12 protein-coding genes are annotated in these 13,308 nt (G+C 68.8%); 11 read left to right on the top strand and 1 reads right to left on the bottom strand.

From position 1 onward, the window contains the following. Positions 1-22 precede the first annotated feature (22 nt). From nirB to AC04ME_RS11080, 4 genes are read left to right on the top strand one after another with little or no spacing between them, the layout of a single operon-like run. Positions 23-2,602: a nitrite reductase large subunit NirB gene (nirB, locus tag AC04ME_RS11095; RefSeq protein ID WP_309688690.1), complete on the top strand. Its 2,580-nt coding sequence runs from the start codon at positions 23-25 to the stop codon at positions 2,600-2,602. Continuing rightward, on the top strand, positions 2,599-2,967 hold the full coding sequence (gene nirD, locus AC04ME_RS11090) for a nitrite reductase small subunit NirD (RefSeq protein WP_079112824.1): 369 nt from the start codon (positions 2,599-2,601) through the stop codon (positions 2,965-2,967). Before nirB ends, nirD begins: the two co-directional genes overlap by 4 nt. Continuing rightward, entirely contained in the window at positions 2,964-3,731 is a 768-nt protein-coding gene (gene cobA, locus AC04ME_RS11085) for a uroporphyrinogen-III C-methyltransferase (protein ID WP_475434974.1), read from the top strand. The genes nirD and cobA overlap by 4 nt, the downstream gene beginning before the upstream one ends. Then, positions 3,728-4,855, top strand: a complete 1,128-nt coding sequence (locus AC04ME_RS11080; RefSeq protein WP_475434972.1) for a uroporphyrinogen-III synthase — start codon at positions 3,728-3,730, stop codon at positions 4,853-4,855. Before cobA ends, AC04ME_RS11080 begins: the two co-directional genes overlap by 4 nt. Positions 4,856-4,938: 83 nt before the next feature. Here the strand turns inward: AC04ME_RS11080 and AC04ME_RS11075 are convergent, their stop codons facing one another. Then, entirely contained in the window at positions 4,939-5,235 is a 297-nt protein-coding gene (locus tag AC04ME_RS11075) for a hypothetical protein (protein ID WP_042540565.1), read from the bottom strand. A 111-nt stretch (positions 5,236-5,346) separates the two neighbouring features. Between AC04ME_RS11075 and AC04ME_RS11070 the strand changes: the two genes are divergently transcribed. From AC04ME_RS11070 to AC04ME_RS11040, 7 genes are all read left to right on the top strand, one after another. Further along, the gene (locus tag AC04ME_RS11070) at positions 5,347-6,678 is read left to right on the top strand and encodes a replication-associated recombination protein A (protein ID WP_079112820.1); all 1,332 of its coding nucleotides are present in this window, start codon (positions 5,347-5,349) and stop codon (positions 6,676-6,678) included. Positions 6,679-6,839: 161 nt separating this feature from the next. Continuing rightward, positions 6,840-7,469, top strand: coding sequence for a 30S ribosomal protein S4 (gene rpsD / locus AC04ME_RS11065; RefSeq protein ID WP_475434970.1), 630 nt, complete (start codon positions 6,840-6,842; stop codon positions 7,467-7,469). A 105-nt stretch (positions 7,470-7,574) separates the two neighbouring features. Continuing rightward, positions 7,575-7,763 (top strand): hypothetical protein, encoded by a 189-nt coding sequence (locus AC04ME_RS11060; protein WP_056376937.1) that lies wholly within the window; start codon positions 7,575-7,577, stop codon positions 7,761-7,763. Between the two features lie 81 nt (positions 7,764-7,844). Beyond that, the gene (gene alaS, locus AC04ME_RS11055) at positions 7,845-10,505 is read left to right on the top strand and encodes an alanine--tRNA ligase (RefSeq protein WP_056376934.1); all 2,661 of its coding nucleotides are present in this window, start codon (positions 7,845-7,847) and stop codon (positions 10,503-10,505) included. Then, positions 10,502-10,978, top strand: coding sequence for a Holliday junction resolvase RuvX (gene ruvX / locus AC04ME_RS11050; protein ID WP_042536612.1), 477 nt, complete (start codon positions 10,502-10,504; stop codon positions 10,976-10,978). The genes alaS and ruvX overlap by 4 nt, the downstream gene beginning before the upstream one ends. Next, a complete protein-coding gene (gene mltG, locus AC04ME_RS11045) occupies positions 10,978-12,498 on the top strand; it encodes an endolytic transglycosylase MltG (RefSeq protein WP_475434967.1) in 1,521 nt (506 codons plus the stop codon). The genes ruvX and mltG overlap by 1 nt, the downstream gene beginning before the upstream one ends. Then, the gene (locus tag AC04ME_RS11040; protein WP_475434965.1) at positions 12,495-13,307 is read left to right on the top strand and encodes a shikimate dehydrogenase; all 813 of its coding nucleotides are present in this window, start codon (positions 12,495-12,497) and stop codon (positions 13,305-13,307) included. The genes mltG and AC04ME_RS11040 overlap by 4 nt, the downstream gene beginning before the upstream one ends. Position 13,308 lies beyond the last annotated feature (1 nt).

The raw sequence follows: 13,308 nt of genomic DNA, 5'->3' as shown, positions 1-13,308 counted from the left end.
GTCCCCCGGCGATTGGAGCAGTATGAACGAGGTCTTCCTCACCCCCAAGGAGATCGTCGTCGTGGGTGCCGGTATGGTCGCCCACCGGTTCGTCGAGAGCCTGATCAGCCGGGCTGACACGCCGATGCATGTGACGGTCATCGGCGACGAGGCGCGCCGGCCCTACGACCGGGTCGGTCTCACCGGATTCTTCTCTGGGGCGACGCCGGAGGATCTCGAGCTCGATCCCTCGGTCTTCGACGACTTCCGCGTGCGGTTCATGGCCGATGACAGGGTGCTGCGGATCGACCGTTCGGCTCGCACCGTCACGACCAGATCGCGCAGGAGCATCCCGTACGACACGCTCGTGCTCGCCACAGGCTCCTACGCCGCCAAGGTCGCCGTCGACGGGGCCGACCTGCCAGGGTGCTTCGTCTACCGCACCCTCGAAGATGTGCACTCGCTCAAGGAGTTCGTCTCGGCGCGGAGCCGGATGCTCGGCCGTCCGCTGCGCGGCGCCGTCATCGGCGGAGGTCTCCTCGGTCTCGAGGCCGCAGGCGCACTGCAGGGGATGGACGTGGAGGCGACCGTCGTGCAGTACTCGGATCGCCTGATGTCGGCGCAGCTGGACTCCGCAGGTGGAGGAATGCTCAAGCGACTGCTCGAGGCGCGAGGGATCTCGGTGCGCACTCAGTCGCGCACGACGCGTCTCGATCCTGACGAGTCGGGTGCGGTCACCGCACTCGAGTTCCAGGACGGTTCGGTCGAGAGAGCCGACGTCGTCGTCTTCACGGTGGGTGTCCGCCCGCGCGACGAGCTCGCACGCAACGCGGAGATGCTCGTGGATCCGCGGGGTGGCATCATCATCGACGACCGGTGCTCGACCTCCGACCCGCACATCCTGGCGATCGGCGAGGTCGCCAGCTTCGAGGGTCGCTGCGTCGGTCTCGTGGCACCCGGCTATGCGATGGCGGAGGTCGCAGCCACCCGACTCCTCGGCGGTGACGCGGCGTTCCCCGGATACGACGACTCCTCGAAGCTCAAGCTCTCGGGCGTCGACGTCGCGAGCTTCGGCGATGCGATGGCGACCACTCCGAACGCTCTCGACGTCGTCTATGCCGATCCGGTGGCCGGGGTCTACAAGAAGCTCGTGCTGTCGGACGACGCGCAGACGCTGCTCGGTGGGATCCTCGTCGGAGACGCGGCAGCCTACGGCGCGCTGCGCCCCCTGGTGGGGGCGAAGCTCGGGGCGGACCCTGCCGCGTACCTGCTGCCGGAAGGTGGCAACGAGGCGCCCGGCGGCGAGCTGCCGGACGAGGCCGTCGTCTGCTCGTGCTCCAACGTGACGGCTGGGCGCATCCGCCAGGCGGTGCACGAGGAGGGCTGCACCGATGCCGCCGCAGTGAAGGGGTGCACGAAGGCAGGCGCCACCTGTGGGTCCTGCGTCCTGATGGTCAAGAAGGTCGTCGGTCAGGAGCTGACGAAGCTCGGTCAGACCGTGTCGCACGCGCTGTGCGAGCACTTCGATCTCTCGCGCCGCCAGCTGTTCGACGCGGTGCGGGTCGCGCAGCTCACGACGTTCAGTGCGATCGTCGACCGGTTCGGGCGCGGGCGCGGGTGCGACATCTGCAAGCCGGCGATCGCCAGCATCCTGTCCGTCCTCGTCGGAGCCCATGTGCTCGACGGAGAGAACGCCACGCTGCAGGACACCAACGACCATGTGATGGCCAACATGCAGAAGGACGGCACCTACTCCGTCGTGCCGAGGATGGCCGGCGGAGAGGTCACTCCGGAGGGACTGATCGCGATCGGGCAGATCGCCAAGGACTTCGCGCTGTACACGAAGATCACCGGCGGTCAGCGCATCGACATGTTCGGGGCGCGGCTGGAGCAGCTGCCACTGATCTGGCAGCGTCTGGTCGACGCCGGCTTCGAATCGGGCCAGGCGTACGGCAAATCGCTGCGCACGGTGAAGTCGTGCGTCGGCTCGACGTGGTGTCGATACGGAGTGCTCGACGCCGTCGGCATGGCGGTCAAGCTCGAGCTCCGCTATCGAGGGCTTCGTGCGCCGCACAAGCTCAAGCTCGGCGTGTCCGGGTGCGCTCGCGAGTGCGCCGAGGCGCGGGGCAAGGACGTCGGCGTGATCGCCACCGAGACCGGATGGAACATGTACGTGGGCGGGAACGGCGGATTCACTCCGCGGCACGCCCAGCTGCTGGCCTCCGATCTCGACGACGAGGGGTTGATCACGGCCATCGATCGGTTCTTCATGTACTACATCCGCACGGCCGATCGTCTGCAGCGGACGGCTCCGTGGTGCGAGGATCTCGAAGGGGGTCTCGACGGCCTCCGGAGCGTGATCTTCGACGACAGCCTCGGTATCTGCGCCGATCTCGACGAGGCGATGGCGCAGCACGTCGATCGCTACGAGGACGAGTGGGCGGCGACCCTCGCCGACCCCCTCAAGCTCGAGAGGTTCCGGTCATTCGTGAATGCCGCCGACACACCTGATCCTTCGCTCGCCTATGTCTCGGAGCGCGGCCAGATCCGTCCGGCCACCGCGGAAGAGCGCCGCACCGGCGGGGTCCTCATCGCCGGGACCGCGCTGGAGGTGCGTCGATGAGCCTCGCGATCGACGCCGCGACGCACGTGCGGGTCTGCACGATCGGCGACCTCGAGGTCGAGAGGGGTCGCGCGGCTCTCATCGACGGACAGCAGGTGGCGCTGTTCCTCCTTCCCGACGGGACGGTGCTCGGCGTCGACAACCTCGACCCCTTCTCGGGTGCGCACGTCATCTCACGCGGGATCGTGGGCAGCCGGGGGGACACTCCCACCGTCGCCTCTCCACTGCACAAGCAGGTCTTCGATCTGCGCACAGGCGAGTGCCTCGAGACCCACGGCAAGCCGCCTGCGGCGCTGCGGGTGTGGCCGGTCGCGATCGACGACGGCACCGTGTACGTCGGGCCACCGGAGAGCACGGGCCCATGAGACGCGCACGAGTGGGCAGGGTCGACCTGATCGGCGGAGGGCCGGGCCCGGCCGATCTCATGACGGTGCGCGCGTACCGACTGCTCATGGCGGCGGATGTCGTGATCGCCGATCGCCTCGGTCCGTTCGAGGAGCTCAGACACGAGCTGCCACCGCATGTCGAGATCATCGATGTCGGCAAACGCCCGGGACATCATCCGGTGCCGCAGCACGAGATCGACGCTCTCCTGGTGGACCGCGCTCTCGCAGGGCATCGGGTGGTTCGCCTCAAGGGCGGGGACCCGTTCGTTCTCGGGCGCGGGGGCGAAGAGGTGCTCGCGTGTGAGGCCGCCGGCGTGCCGGTCAGTGTCACACCTGGCGTCAGCAGTGCGATCTCCGTGCCTCAGTCCGCGGGCATCCCCGTGACCCACCGCGGCGTCGCGTCGGCCGTGCACATCCTCAACGGCCACGGCGACCTCACCGCGAGCGCGATCGCGTCCATGTCCGATCCGTCCGTCACCACCGTGATCCTGATGGGGGTGGCGTCGCTGCCTCGCCTGGTCGCTTCAGCCGTCTCGCACGGCGTGCCGGGGGACATCCCCGTGGCGATCGTCGAGAACGGACACACCGAGAGGCAGCGGACGATCCGCAGCACCCTCGCGCAGGCGGCCGCGGATGCGGACTCGGCCCAGGTGGTGAATCCGGCCGTGATCGTGATCGGCGAAGTCGCCCGGGCAGGGCTGCTGCTGCCGACACCGGCGTTGATCGCGGAGAGCATGACATGACCACTGCGCGCGCACTCGACTCCGCGCTGGCCGGGTGCACGATCATCGTCGCCGCCGACCGTCGCTCGGTCGATCTGGCGACCGCTCTCGAGCGGCGGGGCGCGGTCGTCCATCGAGCACCCGCGCTGAGCATCGTCACCAACTCCGACGACGCCGAACTGCTTGCTCGCACCGAGCGAGTGATCGCTTCTCCACCGGACATCGTGATCGTCACCACCGGGGTCGGGTTCCGCGGATGGATAGATGCCGCGCACGAGAACGGCCTCGACGGGCAGCTCGACCGAGCCCTGCAGGGTGCGCACTTCGTCGCTCGGGGCCCGAAGGCGCACGGTGCGATCCAGCAGGCGGGCTTCACGGCCGACTGGGTCGCCGAGTCCGAGACATCGGCCGAGGTCGGCGAGTACCTCCTCGCCTCCGGAGTGGCGGGGAAGCGGATCCTCGTGCAGCATCACGGCGCCGGCGCGGACGGACTCGACGAGTTGCTGACGGATGCCGGCGCAGAGGTGCTGAGCATCACCGTCTACCGCTGGGGTCCTCCTCCGGACCCGGACGTGGTGCGACGCTCGGCGCTTCAGGCGGCCGGCGGGGAGGCAGACGCCGTGCTGTTCACGTCGGCCCCGGGAGCGGCATCGTGGATCGCGTTCGCCGAGGAATCCGGCGCGCTGGAGCGCGTCAGGAGGCGCGCCGAGTCGGGGCGCCTCCTGCTCGCCTGCGTGGGGCCGATCACCGCCGCGCCTCTGCACACCGCGAACCTTCGCACCACGATCGCCGACCGGGGGCGTCTCGGATCGCTCGCCCGGACCGTCATCGCGCACTTCGGAGGAGGGAAGGCGCCGTCTCTGCCGACCGATGCCGGACTCGTCGAGGTGCGCAGCGGCGGAGTCCTCGTGGACGGTGCGTTCATCCCGCTCTCCCGGTCGGCGGCCGCGCTGATCGAGGCACTGGCCTCGGCGGGGGGCCGCGTGCTCTCGCGAGCCGAACTCGGCGGGGTGCTCCCGGGGGCGGAGCGCAACGGACACGCGGTCGAGGTCGCCGTCGCACGGCTGCGGGAGGCGCTCGGCGGTAACGAGCTCGTGCACACCGTGGTGAAGCGGGGCTATCGTCTCGCGGTCACCGAGTACTGAGCGGCGCCGCAGCGGCGACCGGAGCACCGGGCGCTCCGGATCGCACGACGCGCGGGAGAGTGGCCGGGTGGCCGCTCAGCGGGTCACTCGGCAGGGGCGTCCGTGGGCGCGGGCTCAGGGGTCGCCTGGTCCGACGGCAGCGGAGCGTCGGTCGGTTCGACGGTCGGCGTAGGGGAGGGCGCTGGCGGGTTCACCTGAGCATGCACGACCTGACTCACGATGGCGCCGGCGATGATCAGCACGCCGACGACGACGGCGATCGCGTTGTCGCGGGTACGGCGGCGGATCTGCCCCTCGTGCCACGTCTTGCGGGCTGTGTGCAGGCGCGCGCGCTCCGCTTCGGTGCGCGACTGCTGCGTGCTCTTCCCGCGTCCGGCCATTGCGTGCTCCCTTACTCGACGTGAATGTGCAACGTCGCCTGAGAGCCTACCGTCGAGATCGCGCCGCCCTGTTCTGCCCGAAGTGTCGGTGCCCCGCGTTAGCCTGGACGGATGACCTCCGCAGCCGCACTGCTCTCCGGGCAGACGCCCCTCGCCGTGCGCATGCGCCCCGTGTCGCTCGATGAGGTGGCGGGCCAGAAGCACCTGCTGCGCGCCGGTTCTCCCATCGTCGCGCTGGCCGATCCCGCTGCCACCTCGCCGGGCGCCGTCTCGATCATCCTGTGGGGGCCGCCCGGCACCGGCAAGACCACCCTCGCTCAGGCGATCGCGCGCTCATCCGGGCGCAGGTTCGTCGAGCTCTCGGCGATCACCGCCGGCGTCAAAGACGTGCGCGAGGTCATGCAGGAGGCGATCACCCAGCGGGACCTCTACGGCCAGACCACGATCCTGTTCCTCGACGAGATCCATCGATTCACCAAGGCGCAGCAGGACGCGCTGCTGCCCGGCGTCGAGAACGGGTGGGTCCTGCTGATCGCCGCGACCACCGAGAACCCCTCGTTCTCGGTGATCTCGCCGCTGATGTCGCGGTCGCTGCTCCTGACCCTGCAGCCGCTGACAGACGACGACGTCGGACTGCTCGTCGATCGGGCGGTGAGCGATGCGCGCGGACTCAACGGCGCGGTCACTCTCGCCGATGACGCGCGTGCCGCCCTCATCCGACTGGCGTCCGGCGATGCGCGACGCGCGCTCACGGGGCTCGAGGCGGCTGCGGCCGTCGCTCTGTCGAAGGGCAAGGAAGGCGCGGTGCCGGCCGCGACCGCCGACGATGTCGCTCAGGCCGTCGACAAGGCCCTGCTGCGGTACGACCGTCAGGGTGACGAGCATTACGACGTCATCAGCGCGTTCATCAAGTCGATCCGCGGCTCCGACCCCGACGCCGCACTTCACTACCTCGCCAGGATGATCGAGGCGGGGGAGGACCCCCGTTTCATCGCGCGGCGTCTGGTGATCTCGGCGTCCGAAGACGTCGGTCTCGCCGATCCTCAGGCGCTCTCGATCGCGGTCGCCGCCGCCGATGCGGTCGCCTTCATCGGCATGCCCGAGGGGCGGATCCCGCTCGCCGAGGCGACCGTCTACCTCGCCACGACCGCCAAGTCGAACGCGGCGTACGTGGGAATCGACGCGGCGATCGCCGACATCCGCTCCGGCGGGTTCGGTCGGGTGCCGCTGCACCTGCGCGACGCCCACTATCCCGGTGCCAAGCGGCTCGGCCACGGACGCGGCTACGTCTACCCGCACGACGGCGAGTTCGGCATCCTTCCGCAGCAGTATCTGCCCGACGAGCTCCGCGGGAAGCGGTACTACGAGCCCAAGAACCTGGGCGCTGAGCGAGACATCTCGGCGCGCCTGGAGCGCATCCGTCGCATCCTCGACGGCCGGTGACACGAATCTGTTAGACTGGATCGGCTCGAAACCAAGTTTTCGGGCATCTCCTCGTTCACACCCCACCTTGCTGGCGCCCCGGCGTGCGCTCCAAGGCAGAACGCGGACGATACGTCCGTGAGTCGTGAAAGACGCGACCACGTCATCGGAAGGATAACTTCGTGACCACGAAGTCCCAGGACCGCCGCAAGGTGCGTCTGAGCCGTGCACTCGGCATCCCGCTCACCCCGAAGGCCGCCCGCTACCTCGAGAAGCGTCCCTACGCTCCGGGCGAGCACGGCCGCACCAAGCGCAAGGCTGACAGCGACTACGCCGTCCGTCTTCGTGAGAAGCAGCGTCTGCGCGAGCAGTACGGCATCCGCGAGAAGCAGATGCGCAACACGTTCAACGAGGCTCGCCGTCAGGAGGGCCTGACCGGTGAGAACCTGGTCGAGCTGCTCGAGATGCGTCTCGACGCCCTCGTCGTGCGTTCGGGCTTCGCCCGCACCACTGCGCAGGCTCGTCAGCTCGTCGTGCACCGTCACATCCTCATCGACGGCCAGCTCGTCGACCGCCCGTCCTTCCGCGTGAAGCCGGGTCAGCTCATCCACGTCAAGGCCAAGAGCGAGGGCACCGAGCCCTTCCAGGTCGCAGCAGCCGGCGGTCACGCCGAGGTCCTGCCTCCCGTTCCCGGCTACCTCGAGGTAGAGCTCGACAAGCTCCAGGCTCGCCTGGTTCGTCGCCCGAAGCGCGCCGAGGTCCCCGTGACCTGTGAAGTGCAGCTCGTCGTCGAGTACTACGCAGCTCGCTGAGTTCAGCTTTTCCGCAGAAGGCGTCGGGGTCACCCGACGCCTTCTGTCGTTTCCGCATACGATGGAAGCACCGCGCCCACGCGGGCCAAAGGCAAGGATGGCGACATGAAGAACGTGCAGTGGTTCCTGATCGGTGTGATCGGCGGCTTCGTCGCGGCGCATCTCATGAACAACGACCCGCGCGGTCATGAGATCCTCGCCGAGGTCGACGCCCGCTTCAACGAGTTCACGGGGATCGTCGGCGATGCCTTCCGCGCGGAGCAGGCTCGTCTGACCGACCCCTCTGACGACTGACCGTCGCGGCGCCCTCGCCGCGACATCACGTCAGTCGTCACGCCCTTCCACACCCTGTACGCAAGGACACCTGGCACCCCTATGAAAACTGCGGAGATCGCGGAGCGGTATCTCGACTTCTTCGAGAAGAACGACCACCTCATCGTCCCCTCGGCCTCGCTGGTCAGCGACGACCCGTCGCTCCTGTTCACGGTCGCCGGAATGGTGCCGATGATCCCGTACCTCACCGGAGTCGTGCCCGCACCGCATCCGCGCATCGCCGATCTGCAGAAGTGCATCCGCACCAACGACATCGAAGAGGTCGGCAAGACCGCGCGTCACGGCACCTTCTTCCAGATGATGGGCAACTGGTCGTTCGGCGACTACTTCAAAGAGGGTGCGATCCGCTACGCGTGGGAGCTCCTGACGAGCTCCGAGGCCGACGGCGGCCTCGGCTTCGACGAGAAGGACCTCTGGGTCACCGTCTATGAGACGGATGACGAGGCCGAGGCGATCTGGCGTGACATCATCGGCCTCAAGCCCGAGCGCATCCAGCGTCTGGGGCGCGCCGACAACTACTGGAACACCGGCCAGCCCGGCCCCGGTGGACCGGACTCCGAGATCTTCTTCGATCGCGGCCCCGCATACGGCAAGGACGGCGGCCCGGCCGCCGACGACTCGAGGTTCCTCGAGATCTGGAACCTCGTGTTCATGCAGGACTTCATCGAGAACATCCGGGGCAAGACCGAGTTCGACATCGTGGGGGAGCTGCCCCAGAAGAACATCGACACCGGCATGGGACTCGAGCGCGTCGCCTTCCTCAAGCAGGGCGTCGAGAACATGTACGAGACCGATCAGGTGCGCCCGGTGCTCGACCGCGCTGTCGAGCTCTCGGGTCGACGCTACGGAGCCGTGCACGAAGACGACGTCCGCTTCCGGGTGGTCGCCGACCACGTGCGCTCGTCGCTCATGCTGCTGTCGGACGGCGTTCGCCCGTCCAACGAGGGCCGCGGCTACATCCTCCGACGCCTGATGCGTCGCACTGTGCGCTCGATGCGTCTGCTCGGTGTCGACGAGCCGGTGTTCCCCGAGCTCTTCGCCACCTCGCGCGACGCGATGAAGTCCGCCTACCCCGTGCTCGAGAAGGAGTGGTCGACTCTCTCCGCTTCGGCGATCGCCGAGGAGGAGACCTTCCGCCGCACGCTGGCATCGGGATCCACGATCCTCGACCTCGCGCTCGATGAGACGAAGAAGAGCGGCGGAGCCTCGCTGAGCGGCTCCGAGGCGTTCCTGCTGCACGACACCTACGGCTTCCCTATCGATCTCACGCTCGAGGTCGCCGAGGAAGCGGGTCTGGCGGTGGACCGCGAGGCGTTCGACACCCTCATGCAGGAGCAGCGCTCGCGCGCCAAGGCCGATGCACGCAATCGCAAGCGTCAGCTCGCGGACGTCTCCGTGTACCGCGATCTCCGGGCTCTGGGCGAGACGGGCTTCGACGGATACTCCGAGCTCGAGGTCGACTCGCGCATCCTCGGAATCCTCGTCGACGGCCACACCGTTCGCAGCGCCGCAGAGGGGCAGATCGCCGAGGTCGTGCTCGCCGAGACCACGCTCTACGCCGAATCCGGTGGGCAGGTCGCCGACAAGGGCGTGATCGTCGGCCCCGGGTACGAGCTCGAGGTGCTCGACGTGCAGCGCCCGGTGCCCGGACTCATCAGTCACACCGTCGAGGTCACCCGCGGTGTCGTCGCCGTCGACGATGCGGCCACCACCGTCGTCGATGCGGCGAATCGACGCGCGGCTCGCCAGGCTCACTCCGCGACGCACCTCGTGCACGCCGCGCTCCGCGACACCCTCGGTCCGACGGCGACGCAGGCCGGGTCGCTCAACCGTGCGGGCTACATGCGGTTCGACTTCTCGTGGTCGCAGGCGCTCTCGGCTGACACGCGCACCGAGATCGAGGAGATCACCAACCGCGCCGTCAACGACGCCCTCGAGGTCACGACACGCATCGTGACGCTCGATGAGGCGAAGGATGCCGGAGCCATGGCTCTCTTCGGCGAGAAGTACGGCGATGTCGTGCGCATGGTCGACATCGGAGGGCCGTGGTCTCGCGAGCTGTGCGCGGGAACCCACGTCAGCACGAGCGCGGAGATCGGTCTCGTCAGCGTCGTCGGCGAATCGTCCGTCGGTGCGTCGAACCGACGCATCGAAGCGCTCGTCGGTCAGGATGCGTTCCGCGAGCTCGCGGCAGAGCGTGCGCTCGTGTCGCAGCTGACGACCTCGCTCAAGACCCCTCGCGATCAGCTCGCCGAGCGCATCGCCGATCTCTCCGCGAGCCTCAAAGCGGCGGAGAAGCGCATCGCGCAGTTCGAGTCCAAGGAGCGCGCGGGTCGTGTTCCCGCCATCGCCGATGCGGCGAGCCGCGTCGGCGCCTTCCGGGTCGCTGCGCAGTCGCTCGGCGAGGTGGCTTCGGCCGATGACGTGCGCGAGCTCGTCCTCGCTGTCCGGGACCGCCTCGGTTCCGACGCCGCGGTCGTCGCGCTCGGGGCCTCGGTCAACGGTCGCCCTGTGGTGGTCGTCGCGACGAACGACGCCGCCCGTGCGGCCGGTGCCAAGGCCGGAGCGCTCGCGAAGCGCGCCGCTTCGGTGCTCGGTGGAGGCGGCGGCGGTCGTGATGACGTCGCTCAGGGCGGTGGCACCGATGTCGCAGCTCTGCAGTCGGCGCTGGAGGCCGTGTCGCAGGAGCTGCAGTCAGCGTGAGCGGATTCCGCCGCGGGGTGCGCATCGGCATCGATGTCGGGCGGGCGCGCGTCGGGGTCGCTCGCTGCGATCCGGACGGCATGCTCGCGGTGCCCGTCGAGACGGTGCAGCGGAACGAGCAGGCGATCGACCGGATCGCCATGATCGCCGAGGACTACGACGTGCTCGAGTTCGTCGTCGGACTGCCCGTCAACCTAATGGGTGCCGACACGGCATCGACGACGGATTCCCGTGAGTTCGCGGTCGCCCTGCAGGCTCGCACAGGCACTCCTGTGCGGCTCGTGGACGAGCGGCTCAGCACGGTCACTGCACACGCCGCGTTGCGTTCTTCGGGCAGAACACAGAAGAACTCTCGTAGCATTGTGGATCAGATCGCCGCGGTGGTCCTGCTGCAGCAGGCGATCGACACGGAGAAGAGCACCGGAAACCCGACCGGTGCCACGATTCCGCTCGACGAGGAGTCCCCCCGATAATGCCCGAACGTGAGAGTGCTTCGCCCCAGCACGATCCGGACGCCCGCCTGGGTGACCTGTTCGAGAACCTTCCCGACCCGGCGCAGCAGATCCCGACGGTGGACAACACGCCACCCGCACCCGGGTCTCGTCGAGCGGCACGCGAAGCCGCCGCCGCGCAGTCGTCCACTGACCCCGCACGCCCGTCCGCGGACACGCCGACGGGTGAGGACGTGTCGACCCGAGCGATGCCGACGGCCGCTGCCGAAGACCCCGCCGTGTCGAAGCCTTCGGCGGATCCGACGGGTTCCGCGGAGCGAGCCTCCGACGCCCCGTCGGGCGGGCCTACCGGCGACGGGGCTCCGGCCCGGGCCGGCGACGGCTCCGCGGCAGGCGGCCGTCTGGAGGACCTCTTCCACGGACATCCCGAGGACCACACCGGCAACCGACCGCCGGCGAAGAAGAAGCGTCGCACAGGGTGCCTCGTCGCCCTCGTCATCGTCCTCGCGGTGATCGGCGGCATCGTCGGCGCGGGCGTCTGGGCGTGGAACGCGTACGGCGACAAGATCAGCGATGCCCTCGGCTGGGGCGATCCGAAGGACTGGGAGCCGGGGATGGCCACCGGCGAGGTGCTCGTCACGATCCATGAGGGCGACACCGGCGCACCCGTGTCGGCGGCGCTGTACGAAGCCGGCGTCACGCGCACGGAGGATGTCTTCTACGACTACCTCGTCACCGAGAACATCGCGGTCACCTTCTATCCGGGCATCTATTCCCTGAAGGAGAAGATGACGGCCGAAGCGGCGCTCGAGGCGCTGCAGAACCCCGAGAACAAGCGCGAGAACTCCGCCAGCGTCGGCGAGGGCGCGACCATCGAATCCTCGCTGCCCGACATGGCCGAGTCTCTGGGCATGCCCGTCGAAGAGCTTCAGGCTGCGGTCGACGCGGATCCGGCGACCTACGGTGTCAGCGCGCAGAGCCTCGAGGGGTGGCTCTTCCCGGCCGTCTACACGTTCGATCCGGAGGTGACCGCCACGCAGGTGATCCAGCGCATGGTCGATCGCACGAAGGAAGCGCTGACGGAGGCCGGGGTGCCCGCCGAGGATGCGCAGCGCGTGCTGACGATCGCGTCGATCATCCAGCGCGAGGGCCTCACCGCAGACTTCCCGAAGGTGTCTCGCGTGATCGAGAACCGTCTCGACATCGACATGAAGCTGCAGATGGACTCGACGGCGCAATACGGATACGGCTCGCTCCACGAGGGTGTCGTCTCGAGCTCCGCCGAGGCGCTCGAGGACGACAACCTGTGGAACACCTACGTGCACACCGGCCTGCCGGTCACACCGATCGCCAGCCCGAGCTTTGCGGCGATCGATGCAGCGATGCACCCGGCCGACGGTCCGTGGCTGTACTTCGTGACGACGAACCTCGCCACCGGCGAGACCCAGTTCTCGGTCACCTATGAGGAGCACCTCCAGGGCGTCGAGAAGTGGGAGCAGTGGTGCCAGGAGAATCCTGACGGGGGATGCTCGGCCGGATGACCCAGCGGCGCCTCGCGGTGTGGGGAGACCCGATCGCGCATTCCAAGTCACCCCAGCTGCACGCCGCGGCATACGCCGCACTCGGTCTCGACTGGGAGTACACGCGTCGCCGAGTCGACGAGGCGGCGTTCATCGAGGCGCTGGAGACTCTGGACGATTCGTGGCGCGGGCTCTCGCTCACGATGCCCCTCAAAGAGAAGGCGCATCGAGCCGCGCGAACGCACGATCGCTACGCGGACCTCACCGGAGCGGTCAACACGCTCCTGCTGACCGGTGGGATCAGCGGGTTCAACACCGATGTCGGCGGGATCGTCGATGCCCTGGGTGAGCAGGGTCTGCTCGACATCGACCGGGTCCGCATCCTCGGCGCCGGTGCCACGGCCTCATCCGCTCTGGTCGCGTGCGTCGAGGCGGGAGCCCGCTCGATCGATGTGCGGGCACGCCGACCTGAACGCGCCGCCGCGCTCGTGGCCCTCGGGCATCGGCTCGGTGTCACGATCTCGGCGTCTCCCTTCGATGCCGACCTGCCCGACGTCGGGCTCACCGTGGCGACGCTGCCCGGTGGCACGACGCTCGACCCCTCGACCTCTGCGCGGCTGTCTGCGAGCGGGGGAGTGCTGTTCGACGTCGCCTATTCGCCGTGGCCGTCGGCTCTCGCATCGGCATGGAGAGACGGCCGCGCCCTCTCCGGTGAGGGGATGCTGCTGCGCCAGGCCGTGCGGCAGGTCCGGATCTTCCTGCACGGCGACCAGAGCGTTCCGCTGCCCTCCGAGGAGGCCGTGGTCGCCGCAATGAAGGCCGTTCTGTAGT

This window comes from Microbacterium sp. LjRoot205 (genome assembly GCF_056175745.1).
Note: the sequence above shows the minus strand (reverse complement) of the source record. Positions and strands in the feature narration are given on the sequence as shown.